At 62.9% G+C, this 19,223-nt stretch carries 19 protein-coding genes; 11 read left to right on the top strand and 8 right to left on the bottom strand.

Features of this window, described 5'->3' with window-relative positions:
* Window positions 1–53: 53 nt before the first annotated feature.
* A complete protein-coding gene (locus M729_RS0133415; protein WP_024502649.1) occupies window positions 54–539 on the bottom strand; it encodes a hypothetical protein in 486 nt (161 codons plus the stop codon).
* 192 nt (window positions 540–731) lie between these two features.
* On the opposite strand from M729_RS0133415, the gene M729_RS0133410 reads away from it, so the two are divergent.
* The 3 genes from M729_RS0133410 (at window position 732) to M729_RS0133400 (ending at window position 3,898) form a co-directional block, all read left to right on the top strand.
* The gene (locus M729_RS0133410; RefSeq protein WP_027164171.1) at window positions 732–1,706 is read left to right on the top strand and encodes an L-threonylcarbamoyladenylate synthase; all 975 of its coding nucleotides are present in this window, start codon (window positions 732–734) and stop codon (window positions 1,704–1,706) included.
* A gap of 8 nt (window positions 1,707–1,714) precedes the next feature.
* Complete coding sequence (locus M729_RS0133405; RefSeq protein ID WP_027164170.1) at window positions 1,715–3,145, top strand: FAD-binding oxidoreductase; 1,431 nt, start codon at window positions 1,715–1,717, stop codon at window positions 3,143–3,145.
* Window positions 3,146–3,331: 186 nt separating this feature from the next.
* Entirely contained in the window at window positions 3,332–3,898 is a 567-nt protein-coding gene (locus M729_RS0133400; protein WP_024502652.1) for a DUF6101 family protein, read from the top strand.
* 36 nt (window positions 3,899–3,934) lie between these two features.
* Here the strand turns inward: M729_RS0133400 and ubiA are convergent, their stop codons facing one another.
* On the bottom strand, window positions 3,935–4,918 hold the full coding sequence (gene ubiA, locus M729_RS0133395) for a 4-hydroxybenzoate octaprenyltransferase (RefSeq protein ID WP_027164169.1): 984 nt from the start codon (window positions 4,916–4,918) through the stop codon (window positions 3,935–3,937).
* 68 nt (window positions 4,919–4,986) lie between these two features.
* Window positions 4,987–5,898 carry a LysR family transcriptional regulator gene (locus tag M729_RS0133390; protein ID WP_027164168.1) on the bottom strand — a complete coding sequence of 304 codons (912 nt, stop codon included), beginning with the start codon at window positions 5,896–5,898 and terminating at the stop codon, window positions 4,987–4,989.
* An 89-nt stretch (window positions 5,899–5,987) separates the two neighbouring features.
* Here M729_RS0133390 and M729_RS0133385 point away from each other — a divergent pair, with 89 nt between their 5' ends.
* A complete protein-coding gene (locus M729_RS0133385; protein ID WP_027164167.1) occupies window positions 5,988–6,803 on the top strand; it encodes a phytanoyl-CoA dioxygenase family protein in 816 nt (271 codons plus the stop codon).
* 278 nt (window positions 6,804–7,081) lie between these two features.
* Window positions 7,082–8,359 (top strand): phosphoribosylamine--glycine ligase, encoded by a 1,278-nt coding sequence (gene purD, locus M729_RS0133380; protein WP_027164166.1) that lies wholly within the window; start codon window positions 7,082–7,084, stop codon window positions 8,357–8,359.
* 13 nt (window positions 8,360–8,372) lie between these two features.
* Here purD and M729_RS0133375 read toward each other — a convergent pair whose 3' ends face one another.
* From M729_RS0133375 to M729_RS0133365, 3 genes are all read right to left on the bottom strand, one after another.
* Complete coding sequence (locus tag M729_RS0133375) at window positions 8,373–9,482, bottom strand: glycoside hydrolase family 25 protein (RefSeq protein WP_032809930.1); 1,110 nt, start codon at window positions 9,480–9,482, stop codon at window positions 8,373–8,375.
* A 246-nt stretch (window positions 9,483–9,728) separates the two neighbouring features.
* Window positions 9,729–9,947 (bottom strand): hypothetical protein, encoded by a 219-nt coding sequence (locus M729_RS0133370; RefSeq protein ID WP_013532811.1) that lies wholly within the window; start codon window positions 9,945–9,947, stop codon window positions 9,729–9,731.
* Window positions 9,948–10,375: 428 nt separating this feature from the next.
* Window positions 10,376–11,458: a glycosyltransferase family 9 protein gene (locus M729_RS0133365; RefSeq protein ID WP_027164164.1), complete on the bottom strand. Its 1,083-nt coding sequence runs from the start codon at window positions 11,456–11,458 to the stop codon at window positions 10,376–10,378.
* A gap of 938 nt (window positions 11,459–12,396) precedes the next feature.
* Here M729_RS0133365 and M729_RS0133350 point away from each other — a divergent pair.
* On the top strand, window positions 12,397–14,166 hold the full coding sequence (locus tag M729_RS0133350; RefSeq protein WP_027164162.1) for an acyl-CoA dehydrogenase: 1,770 nt from the start codon (window positions 12,397–12,399) through the stop codon (window positions 14,164–14,166).
* Window positions 14,167–14,185: 19 nt separating this feature from the next.
* On the top strand, window positions 14,186–14,938 hold the full coding sequence (locus tag M729_RS0133345) for a crotonase/enoyl-CoA hydratase family protein (protein WP_027164161.1): 753 nt from the start codon (window positions 14,186–14,188) through the stop codon (window positions 14,936–14,938).
* A gap of 9 nt (window positions 14,939–14,947) precedes the next feature.
* Here M729_RS0133345 and pdxH read toward each other — a convergent pair whose 3' ends face one another.
* A complete protein-coding gene (gene pdxH, locus M729_RS0133340) occupies window positions 14,948–15,565 on the bottom strand; it encodes a pyridoxamine 5'-phosphate oxidase (RefSeq protein ID WP_013532806.1) in 618 nt (205 codons plus the stop codon).
* A gap of 72 nt (window positions 15,566–15,637) precedes the next feature.
* On the opposite strand from pdxH, the gene M729_RS0133335 reads away from it, so the two are divergent.
* The 4 genes from M729_RS0133335 to M729_RS0133320 all read left to right on the top strand — a co-directional run bounded on the left by M729_RS0133335 (window position 15,638) and on the right by M729_RS0133320 (window position 18,686).
* The gene (locus M729_RS0133335) at window positions 15,638–16,099 is read left to right on the top strand and encodes an RT0821/Lpp0805 family surface protein (protein ID WP_013532805.1); all 462 of its coding nucleotides are present in this window, start codon (window positions 15,638–15,640) and stop codon (window positions 16,097–16,099) included.
* A gap of 100 nt (window positions 16,100–16,199) precedes the next feature.
* On the top strand, window positions 16,200–17,129 hold the full coding sequence (locus tag M729_RS0133330; RefSeq protein WP_024503598.1) for a J domain-containing protein: 930 nt from the start codon (window positions 16,200–16,202) through the stop codon (window positions 17,127–17,129).
* 106 nt (window positions 17,130–17,235) lie between these two features.
* Window positions 17,236–18,054, top strand: a complete 819-nt coding sequence (gene fabI / locus M729_RS0133325) for an enoyl-ACP reductase FabI (RefSeq protein WP_013532803.1) — start codon at window positions 17,236–17,238, stop codon at window positions 18,052–18,054.
* A gap of 44 nt (window positions 18,055–18,098) precedes the next feature.
* Entirely contained in the window at window positions 18,099–18,686 is a 588-nt protein-coding gene (locus M729_RS0133320) for a histidine phosphatase family protein (RefSeq protein ID WP_027164160.1), read from the top strand.
* Between the two features lie 169 nt (window positions 18,687–18,855).
* Here M729_RS0133320 and M729_RS0133315 read toward each other — a convergent pair whose 3' ends face one another.
* Window positions 18,856–19,116, bottom strand: a complete 261-nt coding sequence (locus M729_RS0133315) for a DUF1344 domain-containing protein (protein ID WP_013532801.1) — start codon at window positions 19,114–19,116, stop codon at window positions 18,856–18,858.
* Window positions 19,117–19,223 lie beyond the last annotated feature (107 nt).

The following is a 19,223-nucleotide window of genomic DNA, read 5'->3' as shown; positions in this document are numbered from 1 at the left end:
CGCCAGATCGCCGTCAAGTCACGCCATCGATGTCGGCTGTCTTTGAGCCGAGGCTACTTGGTGTAGCCGTTGGGAGGCATGCGCTGCCCTGCTGCCGGGGCCGGAGCGCTCGGCGGGGCGGGTTTGTTCTCGGCGTTCCCTGAGGGGGCAGCGGAAGCGGTGGCCGTTGCCGGCGCGGTGCCAGCGGCCGGCGCGGCACCGGTCGCTGGTGCAGCGGTTGGCGCGGGTGCCGGGAAATCGGGACCGGTAACGCCGCCACGGATGACCATCGGGCCTGGCTGGAAGCCGTGTCCGGTCGCGGGCTTGTCCGGGATCGCCGCTACCTTTTCATCGGTGACGTCGGGCGGCGCTTCCCCTACTGCCATCACCGACCGCGCATCGCTGGTGTTGACCGCATCGACGGTTCCAGGCTGGTTGGGAGCGCCGATCCTGACGATCGATGGTGTGGAGGATGGCGTGCCTGGAAAAACCAGGGATGATGCCTGGGCTTCGCCGGCCGCAACAGCAAGAATGATACCCAGCAGGATACGCGCAGACACTGATGTCGCTCCCCTTTGCCCAGAAGCTGTTCGATAGCAGGCCGGAATTGATGCCGGCTTTCGTGGAAACATAGCATTTTAGGGATTGATAAATCGCCAATGCTCCTGCTCGCCAACAAACGGTTACCCAACAGCCGACTTGCCCAATGGCCGCCATCGTACTACGCACCCCGCATCTGTGAGGTGACAAGAGTGGCTGAAATACTTGGCTCGGGCGAGGCGCTGGAGCGGGCGCTGGCGCTGCTCAGGGAGGGCGATGTCGTCGCCATCCCGACGGAAACCGTCTACGGGCTGGCCGGCGACGCGACCAACGGCATCGGCGTCGCGCGCATCTTCGAAGCCAAGGGGCGGCCGCGCTTCAACCCGCTGATCGCCCATGTCGCCGACATGGCGATGGCCGAGCGCCTCGCGCTGTTCGATCCGCTGTCGAAGAAACTCGCGCGCGCGTTCTGGCCCGGTCCGCTGACGCTGGTGCTGCCGCAACGGCCCGGCAACGGCATCCATCCGCTGGTCACCGCCGGGCTCGATACAATCGCCTTGCGCATGCCGAGGGGCTTTGGTAGCGATCTGATCGCCAGGCTCGGCCGCCCGCTTGCCGCGCCCAGCGCCAATTCATCCGGCAGGATCAGCGCAACGACCGCGCAAGCGGTGGCAGCCGATCTCGGTGCGCGGATAAAGCTGGTGGTCGATGGCGGCGCGACCCCGGTCGGGCTGGAATCGACGATTCTCAAGGCCGAGGGGGAAAGAATGCGGCTGCTGAGGCCCGGCGGCATCGCCGCCGAGGAGATCGAGGCGGCCATCGGCATGGAACTGTTGCGCGGCGGCACCGCCAGTATCGAGGCGCCGGGCATGCTTGCCTCGCACTATGCGCCAGGTGCCGCGATGCGGCTCAATGCCGGCACGGTCGGCGAGGGCGAGGCTTTGCTCGGCTTCGGCGGCCAGAGGGCGGACGGCTGGCGCCGCGCCGAAGCCTTCCTCAATTTGTCCGAAACCGGGAACCTGCGCGAAGCGGCAAGCAATCTGTTCGCATGTATGCAGGCACTCGACCGCAGCGGCGCGCGCACCATCGCCGTCGAGCCTATTCCCTGCGACGGGCTCGGCGAAGCGATCAACGATCGGCTGTCGCGTGCAGCCGCCCCTCGTGACATCACGCAACCCGCAACATAGTTTCCCCCATGATCGAAATCACAAAGACACTCGATCCCGCCCTCATCGATCGCTTCGCTGCGATCGTCGGCGACAGATATGCGCTGCGTGATCAGCAGGACATCGCGCCCTACCTCATTGAGCGACGTGGGCTCTGGCACGGCGCGACGTCGCTGGTGCTGCGGCCGGGCAGCGTCGACGAGGTCAGCCGGATCATGCGGCTGGCGACCGAGACGGGAACGCCGATCGTGCCGCAAAGCGGCAACACCGGGCTGGTCGGCGCGCAGGTGCCGGACAGGTCCGGGCGCGAAATCGTCCTGTCGCTGTCGCGGTTGAACCGCATCCGCGAGATCGATGTCCTGTCCAACACGGTGACGGTCGAGGCCGGTGTCATCCTGCAGACGCTGCAGGAGGCAGCCGACGCCGCCGACCGGCTGTTCCCGCTGTCGCTGGCCGCGCAAGGCTCCTGCCAGATCGGGGGCAATCTTTCCTCCAATGCCGGCGGCACCGGCGTGCTTGCCTACGGCAATGCGCGTGAACTTTGCCTCGGTGTCGAGGTGGTGCTGCCGACCGGCGAGGTGTTCGACGACCTGCGCAAGCTGAAGAAGGACAACACCGGCTACGATCTGAAAAACCTGTTCGTCGGCGCCGAAGGCACGCTCGGCGTCATCACCGCCGCCGTGCTGAAACTGTTCCCGAAACCGAAGGGGCGCGAAGTCGCCTTCGTCGGCCTGTCGTCGCCCGAGGCGGCACTTTCGCTGTTCGGCCTGGCCATGGACCGTGCCGGGGCAGCACTCACCGCTTTCGAACTGATCGGCAGGCGGCCATATGATTTCACCCTGGCGCATGCCCAGGGTGTGGTGCGGCCGCTGATCGAGGACTGGCCGTGGTACGTGCTGATGCAGATTTCATCAGGCCGTTCGTCGGAAGATTCGAGAGCGTTGATCGAGGATGTGCTGTCGGCTGGCCTCGAACAGGAATTCGTCGGCGACGCCGTCATTGCCGCGAGTCTCGCGCAGGGCGATGCCTTCTGGAATTTCCGTGAGCTGCTGCCCGAGGCGCAGAAACCGGAGGGCGCCTCGATCAAGCACGACATTTCGGTGCCTATTGCCTCGATCCCGCGTTTCATCGAAGAAGCCGCCGGCGCGGTGGCGTCGGTGAGCGCCGGCGCGCGCGTGGTCTGCTTCGGCCATATGGGCGACGGCAATCTCCACTACAACATTTCGCGGCCCGTCGACGGCGACGATGAGGCGTTCCTCGCTCTCTATCACCCCATGAACAAGGCGGTGCACGATGTGGTGCGCAGCCTGCACGGTTCGATCTCGGCCGAGCATGGCATCGGCCAATTGAAGCGCGACGAACTGATCGCCACCGCGCCGCCGATGGCGATCGATCTGATGCGAAGGGTGAAGGCCGCTTTCGATCCGGCCGGCATTATGAATCCGGGTAAGGTTATCTGATCCTTTCGACATCTTGTGGCTGGTGGGATTCCGATAACCATCCCTGAGATCAGCAAAATTTAACCGACTTTCTTAAGCGGGGCGGTAAGGAGCCCGCGCTACTGTCTCCATACAAACGAGGCTGGAAAAACCGGCCCGGAGAGAACCGGACACCGGCTCTCAGGAGACAGACAGGAAGGCCACTCTATGAACACCGGACTGAAGCCAGTCTGGGCGGGACGCAACATGCGTCTCGACCCATTCCGCCTGCCGCAAGTGGTGAGCTACGCGACTCGCGACGACTACGGCGATGTAACCTTCACCATCGACCAGCGCGGCGCCGTGATCCGCCGCTTGCTCGAGATGAGCGGCCTGCCCGCGATCATCGTTCTGCCTTCCAATGCGTTCCGCGGCGTTGCCGCCCGCGCCATGGAGGATCCGGACGGCAATGTCACGGTGACCCTGGAACTCCTGCACAACGACCCGATGCTGTCGGTGCCGCTGCTGGTGGCCGACGATCTCGACGATGTCGCAGCCGACTGGCGCGCCTGGGCCGACGCTTACCGCCTGCCGATGCTGCTCATCGAATCGGACGGCGTTGCCCGCACCCTGGAAGAATCGCTCGGCGCCGCCATCAAGACGCTGCCGCCGCAGGATCGGCGCAAGGGGCGGATTTCGAACACGCGCCGCCCGCGTTTCCTCGCTCGCCGCAGAGCTGGCGACCTCGGTCTCAGGCTGGTCATCGACGGCCAGGAGATTATTTCGCGCGACTGAGCATGGTCCCGCTGGGAATGCTGAAACGCGAAGCCGCTAAACCAGCGGCTTCAGAGCCACCCACACAGCGCCGCCGATCAGGCCGAGGAAGATCAGCCAGCCGACCTGGTTGTTCGACCTGAACAGGCGCAGGCATTGGTCCGGATTGTCGATGTCCAACACGGCGATCTGCCGCGCCATATGGGCGCCGGCGGCGATCAGCCCGGCCAGCGCCACCACCGGCGCCTGCGCCGACGCGAAGGCGATGGCGAAGCAGATCAGCGCGCCGCCATAAAGTCCGGCCAGCCAGGCCTTGGTGTTGTCGCCGAACAGGCGTGCCGTCGAGCGCACGCCGACAATGGCGTCATCTTCCTTGTCCTGGTGCGCGTAGATCGTGTCGTATCCGATCACCCACAGGATCGAGCCGATATAGAGCATGACAGCAGGCCCATCGAGATCGCCGAACTCGACCGCCCATCCCATCAGCGCGCCCCAGGAAAACGCAAGGCCGAGCACCAGTTGCGGCCAGTTGGTTATCCGCTTCATGAACGGATATATGGCGATGACCGCCAGTGAGCAGATGCCGAGCAGGACGGCAAAGCTGTTGAACTGGATGAGCACGACGAGGCCGACCAGGGCCTGCAGGACGAGAAACAGCCATGCCCGCCGGCGCGTCGCCTTGCCTGACGGCAGCGGTCGCGAGCGCGTGCGCTCCACCTGGCTGTCGATGTCCTCGTCGACGAGGTCGTTGTAGGTGCAGCCGGCGCCGCGCATGGCGATGGCCCCGACCAGGAACAGCACAAGATACAAAGGCGCCGGCAGCAGTGAGAGCAGCGGGTCGCCGGGACGCGGATAGGCGCTTGCCGCCAAGGCCGCCGACCACCAGCACGGCCACAGCAGCAGTTGCCAGCCTATCGGCCTGTCCCACCGCGCAAGCTGCGCATAGGGCCATATCGAGCGCGGTAGCACGCGGTAGACCCAATGGCCGTTCGGCGCATCGGCGACACGGCCCTGGGCCGCTTTCGACTGGATGGTTTCCATGCCCATGGAGTGGCAGCAGCGGCGGAAACCGTCAAGCGGCAAGCGGAGACGCGGCGCCCGTCAGCCTTTCACGAGGCAAAGATGTCGCGGGTGGCGAACCAGTCCTTGGCCACCTCGACGAAGGCCAGCGCTGCATTCGACACACGCTGATGCGTGTCATAGGTGAGCAGGATCCGCTGCATGGGCAGCGGATCGGACAGCGGCCTGCAGATGAGCGGCAGCCCGTCATAGCTGCGGTCGCCATGCGGGCGGGTGTAGCTGACCGCAACGCCGAAGCCGTTGGCGACCATGCTCCGTTGCAGTTCGAACGAGCTTGTCGTCATGTCGGCCACAGGCGAAAGGCCGCGGCTGCGGAACAGGTCGAGCATATGCTGCCAGCTGTGCGGCTGGTCGGTGGTGATCAGCGGATAGGCGGCCAGATCGGCAAGGCTGACCGACGGGCGATCCGCCAGGGCATGGCCTGCCGGCAACAGCGCGTGCGGGCGAAGTTCACGCAGCAGGATGCGGGCGAAATGCGTCGGCAGGCTGAGATCATAAGTCAGGCCGAGATCGATGGCCGCGTCACCCAGCCGTCGACCCAGCGTCTCGAACGTCTCGTCGCGAACGACGATCTTGACGGCCGGATAGCGTTCGGAGAAGGCGCGGATCAAAGCCGGCGCGAAGAAAGGCGCCAGATCCTCGAAGCATCCCAACACCAACTCGCCGCTGACAGCCGATTTGCTTGAACCCAGGCCGATGAGTTCCTCCGTTTCGGTGAGAACCTGCCTTGCCTTGGCCACGACGGCGCGGCCGAACGATGTCGGCGACACGCCGCTTCCCCGCTGGCGGACGAACAGTTTCTGGCCGAAATTCTTTTCAACCGCGTCGATCGCCACCGAAATCGAAGGCTGAGAGACGTTCAGCATCTTTGCCGCGCCGGTGACGCTGCCGTGACGCGCCACGGCAACCAGATAGCGCAGCTGCGTGAGAGTCACACTCATAGGGGCACTCTATATGTCAGATCGAAAGTTATTATTTTACCGAATGACTAACTGTTGCGATAGTGGCTTTATTCCAAGAGGAGAACGCCATGGCTTCCCGGACTGCCACCCTCGACGCCACCAGGATCGGCGCGTCCACGATTGCCGATTATCAGCGTGACGGCGCTGTTTGCATTCGCGGCGCCTTCAAGGGCTGGGTCGACACGATTGCCGCCGGCATCGAACGCAACATGCAGAACCGCAGCGCCACCGCATCCGACATAGCCAACGGTCGCGGTAGTTTCTTCGATGACTACTGCAACTGGGAGCGCATCCCCGAATTCGTCAGCCTGGTACGGGACTCACCCGCCGCCGAACTGGCGGCGGCGGTGATGCAGTCGCGCACCGCGCAGTTCTTCCATGATCATGTGCTGGTGAAGGAACCCGGCACGCAGAAGCCGACGCCCTGGCATCAGGACATCCCCTACTATTTCGTCGATGGCCAGCAGACGGTGAGCTTCTGGATACCCATCGACCCGGTGAAAGAGGCGACGCTGCGGTTGATCGCCGGCTCGCACAAATGGGACAAGATGATCCTGCCGGTGCGCTGGCTCGACGATAGCAATTTCTATGCCGGCGAGGGCGACTATCTGCCGGTGCCCGATCCCGACAAGGACCCTTCGATGAAGGTGCTCGAATGGGAAATGGAGCCGGGCGACGCCATCCTGTTCGACTTCAGGACCGCGCATGGCGCGCGTGGCAATATGACCGCGGCGCGGCGCCGGGCGCTGTCGCTGCGCTGGGTCGGTGACGATGCGCGCTATGTCGAGCGGCCGGGCCGTACCTCGCCGCCCTATTACGGCCATGGCATGCAGCCGGGCGAGAGGCTGCGCGAGGACTGGTTTCCGGTGGTTTTCTCCGCCTAGCGAATCGCCAGAAAATTGGCGGCGGGGATAACGTTCCCGTGCGCAATTGCGATCTAAACACCCTGATGCCTTGACCCGTCGCCCGGAGAGCAATAGCGGGTCTCCAAGAGACTGTTTCGAAATTCGCTCTGGCGAGTCATATGGTGGTGGTTTCGAGAACCGTAGCGGAGCGGACATTTGGTCCGTGAGCTCAGTTCTACTGCACGCAGTAGAACGGGAAGCGCAGAAAACGCCATCAGATGGCCGCCAGAGCAGAATTTCGGCATCAAGAGGTGGCCATGAACGTTCTTCTTCTGGGCTCCGGCGGCCGCGAACATGCGCTCGCCTGGAAGATCGCCGCGTCGCCGCTGCTGACGAAGCTTTTTGCCGCCCCCGGCAATCCGGGCATTGGCGGCGAGGCCGAACTGGTCAAGCTCGACATCGCCGATCACGCCGCGGTCACCGCATTCTGCCGGGAGAAAAAAATCGACCTCGTCGTGGTCGGTCCGGAAGGCCCGCTGGTCGCCGGCATTGCCGACGATCTGCGCGCCGAAAATATCCGCGTCTTCGGTCCCTCCAAGGCAGCGGCACAGCTGGAAGGCTCGAAAGGTTTCACCAAGGACCTCTGCGCCCGCTACAACATCCCGACCGCCGCCTATGGCCGTTTCAGTGACCTGGCCTCGGCCAAAGCCTATGTCGAAAAGACCGGGGCGCCGATCGTCATCAAGGCCGACGGGCTCGCTGCCGGCAAGGGCGTCACCGTCGCCATGACGCTCAGTGAAGCACAGGCAGCACTCGATGCCTGCTTCGATGGTTCCTTCGGCGCCGCCGGCGCGGAAGTTGTGGTCGAGGAATTCATGACCGGCGAGGAGGCGAGCTTCTTCTGCCTCTGCGACGGTACCACCGCACTGCCCTTCGGCACCGCGCAGGATCACAAGCGCGTCGGCGACGGCGACACCGGTCCGAACACTGGCGGCATGGGGGCCTATTCGCCGGCACCGGTGATGACTTCGGAACTGGTCGAGCGCACCATGCGTGAGATCATCGAGCCGAGCATGCGCGGCATGGCCGAACTGGGCGCGCCTTTCTCCGGCGTGCTGTTTGCCGGGCTGATGATCACCGACAAGGGGCCGAAGCTGATCGAATACAACACCCGCTTCGGCGATCCGGAATGCCAGGTGCTGATGATGCGGCTGAAGGACGATCTGCTGGTCCTGCTCAACGCGGCAACCGACGGCCAGCTGGCACATACTTCGGTGCGCTGGCGCGACGAGGCGGCATTGACCGTGGTGATGGCGGCGAGAGGCTATCCCGGCACGCCGGAAAAGGGCTCGGTCATCCGCGGCGTCGAAGACGCGGCGAGCGACGGCGTCCAGGTCTTCCACGCCGGCACCGCCATCAATGGCGGCGCACTGGTGGCCAATGGCGGCCGCGTCCTCAACGTGACGGCATCAGGCGCCACGGTCGGCGAGGCGCAGAAACGAGCCTATGCCGCGCTCGACCGCATCGATTGGCCGGACGGGTTCTGCCGCCGCGATATCGGCTGGCAGGCGGTGGCGCGCGAACAGGGAAACTGAAGTCCGCGTTGGCTTACCGCTGGCCGCGATCGAGTTCGGTGGAAGCGGTGCTGAGCGGATCGGCAGCGGCAAAGGCAGCGTCGAGTTGTGCGGGCGAACGCCGCTCGGTCCGCTTCCAGGCGACATATTGTACAATGCCGAAACTCGGTCTCCGGGGCACCGTCTTCACGACCGGCATGCGGAAGCCGTCGCGGAAACGGGACCAGCGTGTCCCCAACGCTGCGACCATGTCCTCGAAAGTCGGCGGCGCGGCCACAGACGCATAGGTGATGGTGACATTGCCTGCGAGGCCGGCCTCGCGTGAAACCGGTAGCGGTATAGAGGCGAGATAGTCCGGCGGCACGTCGATAAGCCCGCCGAACGGCCATTGCGCGCGCAGCGTGGCGGCGTCTGTCGGCGCGACATTAACGTCTATGTCGTTGGGCGTGCCAGCAACCCTGTAAGGGCAGCGGAAACGGCCGCAATTGGCTTGCGCCGAAAACTGCCACAGTGCGTAGCCTTGCCAGTTGCCCATCGGAAAATGCACGTCGATGTCGGACTTATAGCGGGCATACCAGAGCGGCAGCCGCGACAGGAGCCGGTATCGGTAGCTGTTGTCGGCAATGTACTGGGCGGTCTTGCCGTTGGTGTACAGCACCGGGAAACGGCCGATGCGCCGATGCACCTGGCGGACGAACTCCTCGGCATCGTCGAGCGACATCCATTGCGAGGGATCATTGCCCTCAATGTCGAGAGCCATGAGATCGTCCGGCGCAGGCTCGGCGAAATCGAGGAAATTGTTGGCCTGCTCGACCGGATTGCCGGGGCGGGCAAGGTGATAGGCGCCCCATTTCAGGCCGAGTGCCTTGGCCACCACCCGGCGCGTCTGGAACAGTTCGCGCGTCACCGCATGGCGTTTCCACAGCGCCTTGCAAAGCTTCACCTCAATGTCGTTGCCCAGGCAGAAATAGGGCGGCGGCATGCCGTCGGAGGCCTTGTTGATGAAGCCGACGACCCGCTTGTCGGTGGCGAGTTGGGCCCAACCGATGGAATTGTATTCGTAGGCATCGACCACCAAAGCGCGGTCGGCGTTCTTCCAGGGTTCGGAAAAATCCGAAGCCTTTGCCGCCGTGGACAGCGCCATCGTCGCCGCCAAGGCGAGAAGCGCCAGCGGATGTCGCCCAAAAGTGTGCAGCGGTTTTGGGGCAACGACATGCGGAGGAAACAATGGCTTGAAGGGCGTCGGCACGACACTCTTCAAGCGGCGAAGGAGACGCGCCGTCCTTTTCAAAACAGGGAATCCCCGTTGATCAAAGACAAATCCTGAACGGCTATGGTTAAGGAAGTACTTTCGGGGCTGACTTCAGAAAAGCTGGCGACGCATCAGCTGTTAGAATTCAAACGGGTCCGGAGCCGGCTCTTGCCGCAGCGTGCCCTCGGCGGCGCGTTTGCGGTGGTGGGCGAGTGAGCATTGCGGCGAGCATAATATGCCGCGATCCGACCAGTAGGCGGCCCCGTGGTCCAGTCTGCCGCCATGGTAGCAGAACCCCTCCGCTCGATAGGGCAGGCCGCATTCGATGCAGCGATAGGCGTCGGGTCTGGCAAGCATGGGCGGTTCCGGTTGGCTGGTTCTGATCCGTCGCCGGTCGACTTGATCCGGCATGGATTGAACTTAATACGCGCCGCCGCGATTGCAAAATCCGCGTGACAAAAGTTGACGTTTACGTAAAAAATGCGCGCGCCATGACCATCGTCCGGGAGCAGCTTGCCTCCCGTGTCGGATACGGCGAGGCGCGAAGCCAAGCACTGCCAGCATCTGCTCCTGCATCTGACGCCCGGCGACGTGACCGTTCATGGGGTCAGGTCGAGCTCGCGAGTATCTTGGCGGCGAGACGGACGTGAGCTACGAGACGGCCGAAGAAACGATCTCGCATCGCGTGGTTGATCGAACGGCATCGAGGGGCACGTCTGTTCGATGACGTCACGGATCAAATGCGAGGCAGTTACACGCATCGTTTGGGCTGGTCGAGAGCCGTCTCATGATTGTGTCTCGATGAGATCGAATGTCGCCTCTGCGACTTCAGCAACCTGAAGCCGGTGAACACAATAGACCCCACCAGGGTTGTATTCTTTACAAACACCTGGAGCGATACATGGACAAGGCACGGGCGGCCGGAGCGTTTTGCTGGGTACACCAAACGGGCCCCATAGATCAGGAGACTGCAGACCGAACAATCCCACCGCCGGAGTTCCAACAGACGCTGCAACGTGCATCGGGCCGCTGTCATTGCCAAGGAAAATTGCCGCTTCTGCCAATAACGCGACAAGGACTTCAAGCGAGGCCTTTCCGACCACAGTGGCCACCGGCGACGTTGCCGTTTCAATTATGCTTTGCGCAACGGGCCGTTCATCAGGGCCACCGATGATCAGAGACCGCAGTCCGGTTTTGGCGTAGATCTCATCAATGACGGCGGCAAAATGTTGCGGCGGCCAACGACGCCCCTCAGACCTCGCGCCCGCATGCACAGCCACATATGATTTCGTCGCCAAGGCGTTTTCCGAAAGAAGCCTAGCACACTCCTCTTGGGCGCCCTTGGTGGGCTGCAGTCGAGGAGTTGGATCTTGAATTGCTAATCCGAGGGCGCCCAATGGGGACAAGTATCTGTAGAGATAATGGGACCCACCATGGCCTAAGGGCGCCGCGAGAACATTTGCCATCTGGATTTCCCAGAACTTAAACGGACGCTCGGGAGGATCGAAGCCAACGCGAACGGTGGCGCCGGTCAAACGGTGCATAATCCGTGAGGTTTTTGTATCGGTAAGATCAATACTGAGATCGAATTTTTGACCGCGCAGAGCAGAAATGACGGCATAATAGTCGGTCAATCGCTTAAGCGGAGTCCTTCCTCTGCCCCCGGGTTCAAAGCCAACCGCCACGTCGGCAATCTGTTGCGCGACAATGAATTGCTTAAGGCCAGGCGCGCATATCATTGTAATCGAAGCGTCGGGATAGGCGAGGCGTAGATTACGGACCAAGGCAGATGTCAGCGTGACATCACCAATGAATTTTGTTTGGACAATGCATATCGAGCGAATTTCATTGCCGGATTTTGGACTCATGACTGCGTTGCCGCAAGTAGACGAGGCCAAAGCGCCGCTTTGGTTAGTATCGAGTTACGCTGTTTGGCCGAGTCCAGCCATGGCGTCGCGGGGGTAATTTCGTAATCTTCCGGCGCAGTCCATTTTGACTTTGTCACGATCTCACCTATCCGCCGAGATAACCGGCACCATGGAATAAGAGCTGTACGCCGAAGCGTTGCCAGCATCGGTCTTTAGGGTTTTGCGGTGTGTGAGGCAACATTGATCGAAAACCAGCAATTGCTATCGCAGATTGAGCTAGTCTTATTAGGTTCTGGCACTTTCAATGTATGTCGGTGCGAGCAGATCGAAGTTGGCTGTTGGATTGTATCACCCACAAGTGTTCACTCCCGTTGATCGCGAGCCATGTTCTCGCTGTGTTCACTGCATGGCTTCGACGTCGGCTCATTGATAAAGGCAGGGATGCAGATCATGGCGCATCGCCTCCGCTGCCATCACCCCATACGCTCGGCCTGGAGGCGCTGCGCGCCAAGGATGCTCCGGCCATGGCCATCGATCTCGCGCTACGAGTGCGCTGCACCGCCTACCAACGGCGTGCCGTCGGTTCAGCCACACGCCCGACGTCAGGAAGCATTGGGGCATGGGCGTCGCGGACGGCTACGCCGAGAGGGCGGGCGCTTACAACGGCGTGGTGGCGTTTGTCGTCGGAGCGATCTGGCGTCGCGATCATTGACGCGACCCCACGGGCTGACGCTGTATGATGTGGCGCGGGGCGCGCTGTGGGCAAAGTATCGGAAGAGAGCAATTAGCGAGGACGGCGATGCCTTGGTAGTCCTGGCGTCGCGAGCCTTGGTTGCCGTTTTTGAGGAAAGATGGGAGAGCGCTGATATGGCGGGTGGTTTTGCAGCGGCGCCGGCTCTAGGGTTGGGCGGGCCGATGCATCAGGAGGAGTGAGCGGCATGTATAGGGCACCGGTCGAGGATATCGCCTTCACGCTCAAGCACGTCGCCGGCATGAAATCGGCGCTCGATGCCGGCAGGTTCGGCGATCTCGGCGATGACCTGGTCGATGCCGTTCTTGGCGAGGCCGGCCGCTTCGCCACTGAAGAGGTCGCACCGCTCTACACGATCGGCGATCGGCAAGGTGCCGTGCTGAAGGACGCTGCCGTCACCACACCACCCGGCTGGAAGGAACTCTATCGCCGCTGGATCGATGGCGGCTGGAACGCTCTCTCCGGGCCTGAGGAATATGGCGGCCAGGCGCTGCCGACCATGCTTGGCGTTGCCGCGCTCGAAATGTGGAACTCCGCCGCCATGGCCTTCGGCATCGGCCCGACGCTGACCATGGGCGCTGTCGAAGCGCTCGATAAACACGCCTCCACAGACCTCAAGGCAAAGTATCTCGAAAAGCTCGTCTCCGGCGAGTGGATGGGCACGATGAACCTGACCGAGCCGCAAGCCGGTTCGGACCTCGCCGCCTTGCGCGCCCGCGCGGAGCCGGTGGGTGACGGCAGCTACCGCATCTTCGGCCAGAAAATCTTCATCACCTATGGCGAGCACGATTTCACCGACAACATCATCCATCTGGTGCTGGCGCGGCTGCCCGATGCGCCGGCCGGCACGCGCGGCATATCGCTGTTCCTGGTGCCGAAATTCCTGGTCGGCGACGATGGCGCGCTCGGCGCGCGCAACGATGTCTTCTGTTCCGGACTTGAGCACAAGCTCGGCATCCACGCCTCGCCGACCTGCACCATGATCTATGGCGATGGTTTCCAGGGCGCCAAGCCCGGCGCTATCGGCTGGCTGATCGGCGAGGAGAACAAGGGCCTCGCCTGCATGTTCACGATGATGAACAATGCGCGGCTTTGTGTCGGCATGCAGGGGGTAGCGGTCGCGGAAGCCGCAACGCAGAAGGCGATCGCCTATGCCAATGAACGCCGGCAGGGCAAGGCAGCGAGCTACACTGGCACGGGTATGGCGCCGATCGTCCATCACCCCGATGTCCAGCGTAACCTGCTGACCATGAAGGCGCTGACCCAAACCGCGCGCGCCATCAGCTATTCCTGTGCCCATGCCATCGACATGGCCCGTGTCTCCGCCGGTGACGAGGCGGCCCACTGGCGCGACCGCGCCAATCTGCTGACGCCGCTGGCAAAGGCGTTCTCGACCGATATCGGCGTCGAGGTTGCCTCACTCGGCCTCCAGGTTCATGGCGGCATGGGCTTCATCGAGGAGACGGGAGCGGCCGCCTTCTATCGTGATGCGCGCATCGCCCCGATCTACGAGGGCACCAACGGCATTCAGGCGATCGATCTGGTGATGCGGAAGCTGCCGCTCGGCGGCGGCGACCATGTGCATGGTTATATCGCCGAACTGGCTGATATGGCCGCAGCGGTGCGGACCTCGAACCTGCAGGGTTTCGGCCGCACCGCCGACGCTCTCGACGCGGCACTTGGCGATCTCGGCGAAGCGACCCGCTTCCTGCAGAAACTGGCGGCCGAAGGCCGGGCGGACGAGGCGCTGGCGGGTGCGACGCCTTATCTCAGGCTGATCTCGCTTGCCGCCGGCGGCGCCTATCTGGCGCGCGGCGCTCTTGCCGATCAAGGCCGTATTCCCCTTTGCCGCTTCTTCGCCGAAAACCTGCTCGGCGAGGTCAGCGCTTTGCGGGCGCGCGTCATCGATGGCGCCGAAAGCCTCGCCGCTGCCGGAAAAACGCTGATTTCCGCCTGACGTTCACAAGGAAAGAACCGTGACAGACCATATCCTCGTCGAGCGCCAGGGCGCCATCCAGATCATCCGCATGAACCGGCCGGACAAGAAGAACGCGCTGACGCGCGCCATGTATGCGAAAATGTCAAAAACCCTGGCCGAAGGCGACGCCGATCCTGCGATCCGCGTCCATGTCTTTCTCGGCGTGCCCGGCGCCTTCTCCTCAGGCAACGACCTTGCCGACTTCATGATCATCGCCACCGGCGGTGACGGCGGCACCGAAGTCTGGGACTTCCTGATGGCGCTGGCAAAGGTTGAGAAACCCATGGTCTCCGGCGTCGACGGCATCGCGGTCGGCATCGGCACCACGCTCAACCTGCATTGCGACCTGACCTTCGCCACGCCACGCACCGTGTTCAGGACACCTTTCGTCGACCTTGGCCTGGTGCCTGAGGCGGGATCGAGCCTCCTGGCGCCGCGCATCCTCGGGCAGCAGGGTGCCTTCGCGCTGCTCGGACTCGGCGAAGGCTTTTCGGCTGAACGGGCGAAGGCCGCCGGCCTGATCTACGAGGTGGTCGAGGAAGCAGCACTGGAGGCCTCGGTGCTGGCGGCCGCCGGCCAGATCGCGGCCAAGCCGCCGCAGGCGTTGAAGATCGCGCGCGACCTGATGCGCGGCTCGCGCGACGACCTCGTCGCCCGCATCGGCGAGGAAAGCGAGCATTTTCGCGAGCGCCTGAAGTCCGATGAGGCGCGCGCCGCGCTCACCGCGTTCATGACGAGAAAGAAGGCCTGAGCCTCTTCTTCAGGGATAAAGCCTCGTCTTGTCCCAGGCGCCTTTCGCGTTGCGGCTGAAGACGAGCCGGTCGTGCAGGCGGAACGGCCTGTCGTGCCAGAACTCGATTGTCGTGGGCACGATTCGGAAGCCGGACCAGTGCTTTGGCCGCGGGATCTCGCCGATCGGGTAGCGTGCCGTGTATTCGGCCACTGCCTTCTCCAGCGCAAAGCGGCTTTCCAGCGGCCGCGATTGTTTCGAGGCCCATGCGCCGATGCGGCTGCCGCGCGGCCGTGTCGCATAGTAGGCGTCGGCTTCGGCGTCGCTGACGATCTCCACCGGTCCGCGAATGCGTACCTGGCGGCGCAGTGATTTCCAATGGAAACACATCGCCGCCTTCATGCTGCCAAGAATCTCCTGGCCCTTGGCGCTCTCGAAATTCGTGTAGAAGACAAACCCGCTTTCATCGAACCCCTTGAGCAAAACCATGCGCACATCCGGCATGCCGTCGGTATCGACGGTCGCCAGAGCCACGCCGTTGGGGTCGTTCGGCTCGCTTTTCGTGGCGTCGTCCAGCCATGCGGCAAACAGGCGAAACGGCTCGGCAGCCTCGGTAAAGTCACCGCTTGTTAACTCAGTGTCACTCATAGTTTTTCTCAAATTGTCACGAAGATTCTTACAAAGCCAAGATTCTTAACGAAGCAAGGGGGAGGCTGCCGATTGTCGCTTATCGCGCAAGCTTTTGACAGCAGGCAATGGAGCGTTATCGCTTCGGCCAGCGCGAAAGCCGCGATCGTGGCGGTCGCCTTGCCGCTTGCCGCTTGTGGCGCCGGCGGCTTCAGCCTGGAAAAAGCCGAAGTCGACCGCTCGATCCTGACCAGCAGCACATCGGCCTCGGCCGCGCCGGCCAGTCTGGATCGCGACTCCGACCAGACGACGATCGGCAATGCAGTCTCCTCGGCCGACATCGAGCAGCTCGGCGGGCAGGCCGTCCCATGGGCCAATGCCGGTACCGGCTCGCGCGGCTCCATCACCGATCTGGCGGAATTGAAGGACAACGGCCAGACCTGCCGCCGCTTCAAGGCCTCGCGCGAAAGCTTTGACGGCGTTGCCATGTTCGAAGGCGAACTGTGCCTGGCCAGCGCCGGCGGCTGGCGCATGCAGGACTTCAAGGCGCTCTGATTTTCCGCGTCTGATATGCGGCTCCAGCACTGGAATTTCTTCCTATGGGAGCGCATATAAGAGGCAACCAGAGACTCAACTCTTCTCCAGGGCAGTAAGCATGCGCGACCCCTATGAGGTGCTGGGCGTTGCCAGGAACGCATCGGCCAAAGACATAAAGTCGGCGTACCGGAAACTCGCCAAAAAGCATCATCCGGACCAGAATCCGAATGATCCAAAGGCGAAGGACCGTTTCGCCGCAGCCAACCAGGCCTACGAGATCGTCGGCGACGAAAAGAATCGCGCCGCTTTCGATCGCGGCGAGATCGACGCTGACGGCAAGCCGCGATTCCAGGGCTTTGAGGGCGCTGCCGGTGGCGGCGATCCGTTTGGCGGCTTTCGCCGGCAGCAAGGTCCGGGCGGCTCGCGGTTCGAATTCCGCTCCGGTCGACCCGGTGGCGATCCGTTCGACGGCAACAGCGACATCTTCAGCCAGATTTTTGGCGACACTTTTTCCGGCGCGCGCGGTCCCGGCATGGGCGATCGCCGCCAGCAGGCGACCGCTGCCGATCTGAACGTGACGCTCGACGTCACCATCGAGGAAGCGGCGACCGCTGAAAAGGTGACGGCGATGTTCCCCGACGGCCGCAAGGTGGCGGTCAAGCTGCCGGCCTATGTCGAGGATGGCCAGACCATCCGCCTCAAGGGCCAAGGCGAGCAGGGGCCGGGCCAGCCAGGCGACGCGCTGGTCAAGATCCATCTACGCCGGCATCCACGCTACCGCATCGAAGGCCGCGACCTGCACGCCGATCTGCCGGTGGCACTGGCGGATGCCGTGCTCGGCGCCAAGGTGCCTGTCGAGACGCCGACCGGCAGGCTCGCGGTCAACATTCCGGCCTGGTCGAGCTCCGACAAGGTCCTGCGGCTGAAGGGCAGAGGCCTGCCGGAAAAGGCCGGCGGTCACGGCGATCTCTACGCTCATGTGCGTATCATGCTGCCGGAAGGCGGTGACAGCGCGCTCGAAGCGCTGTTGCGCAGCCAAAAAGGCTGATCGGCGGCTTTTGTCCCCTGAACTGTCCGTTTTGAGCGCTTGAAGGGGCTCTGTGCCTGTGCGATAGGGCAACCCACAAAGCTGAAATCTTGCGGAGAGCGCTCACATGGCGGGTGGACAGGGCCTAATGGCCGGCAAGCGCGGCCTCATTCTTGGCGTCGCCAACAATAGGTCGATCGCTTATGGCATCGCCAAGGCCTGCGTCGATCATGGCGCCGAGATAGCGCTGACCTATCAGGGCGAGGCGTTCAAGAAGCGTGTCGAGCCGCTGGCGGCGGAACTGGGCGCCTTTGTCGCCGGCCATTGCGACGTCACCGATCCGGCGAGCCTGGATGAGGTTTTCGCCAATGTCGCCAAACATTGGGGCAAGCTTGATTTCCTCGTCCACGCCATTGCCTTCTCCGACAAGGATGAGCTGACTGGCCGCTATGTCGAGACGTCACGCGACAATTTCCTGCGCACAATGGACATTTCGGTCTATTCCTTCACCACCATCGCCAAGCGCGCCGAGGCGCTGATGACCGATGGCGGCTCACTGCTGACGCTGACCTACTACGGCGCCGAAAAGGTGATGCCGCACTACAACGTCATGGGTGTCGCCAAGGCGGCGCTCGAGGCCAGCGTGCGCTACCTGGCGGTCGATCTCGGCGCCAAGAAGATCCGCGTCAACGCCATTTCGGCTGGCCCGATCAAGACCCTTGCCGCTTCCGGCATCGGCGATTTCCGCTACATCCTGAAGTGGAACGAGTACAATTCGCCGCTGAAGCAGACGGTGACGCAGGAGGAAGTCGGCGATTCCGGCGTCTATTTCCTGTCCGATCTGTCGCGCGGCGTCACCGGTGAAGTGCACCACGTCGATTCGGGCTACCACGTCGTCGGCATGAAGGCGGTCGACGCGCCTGATATTTCGACGGTCAAGGACTAGCACCCCCCAACCGTCGTCCGTCCCGATCCGCACCGGAAGACCTGATGTACCCGCTGGTTTATATCGCGCGCCACGGCCAGACCGCGTGGAACGCCGAAATGCGGCTTCAGGGGCAGGCTGACACCGATCTCAATGCTCTTGGCCGCGAACAGGCGACCGGCAACGGGCTTCGGCTAGCTGCGTTGGTTCCAGATCCCTGGGAATTCGACTTCGTCGCCAGTCCGATGAAACGGACGCGCGAAACGATGCAGCGTATTCGCGCCGCGATGAAGCTGGATCCGGATGCCTATCGAACCGATCCGCGCCTCGTCGAGGTCAATTTCGGCGATTGGCAGGGATTTACCTTTCCCGAGCTGGAGACGCGGTATCCCGGAGCAAGCGGGACGCGTGCTCTGGACAAGTGGAACTTCCAGCCGCCCGGCGAAGGCGCCGAGAGCTATCAGATGCTGCTCGAACGGGTGAGGCCATGCTTCGACGCGATCGAACGCCAGACGATATGCGTGACCCATGGCGGCGTCATGCGCACCTTGTTTCGTTTCGTTCTGGGATGGGCCGAGGACGAGGCAGCGAACCTGGAAATACCGCAGGATCGCCTGCTCAAGCTCGAAGGCAAGAGTCTGGAGTGGCTTTGATGCATGTCGCCCAAAAGTGGCCCCGGTTTTGGGAGAACGACATACATAAAACAAAGACCTAAAGCGGGTCGCCTGAAATCCGTTCAGACGCAACACGCTCTAGGCCATTTCGCAGGCGGCTCGGCGAAAGCTGAACCGCAAACGCTGCATTCAATTGAGGTTGGAAGCTCTAGTTGGCTGAGCTGTCCGGCAGTTCCATGTCGGTGATGACGTTTTCGCCATTGGTCACATCGTAGGCGATGACGATGTCCATGCCCGGCTTCAGCGCGTCGAGATCGGTCTCTGCGTTCAGCTTGTAGGACTTGCCGTCATCCAGCGTCAGCGTCGCCGTGTCCTTGTCGATCTTCTTGATCAGGCCTTCGGTCTGGCCGGCGAAAGCGGCGGTGGAAAGCAGCAGCGTGGCGGCAACGGCGCTAATCAGGGTACGCATAATCGTTCCTCTTTATCATTGCACCGGCATGGCGGCGGGCTGTTCAACAGCGGATGGAGCAGAGCAGAAACCAACCGAATGTGTCAAAACTAAATCCGCCAGATCAC

Source organism: Mesorhizobium sp. WSM1293 (genome assembly GCF_000513875.1).
GTDB lineage: Bacteria > Pseudomonadota > Alphaproteobacteria > Rhizobiales > Rhizobiaceae > Mesorhizobium > Mesorhizobium ciceri.
This window is presented reverse-complemented; position numbering and strand designations above follow the sequence as displayed.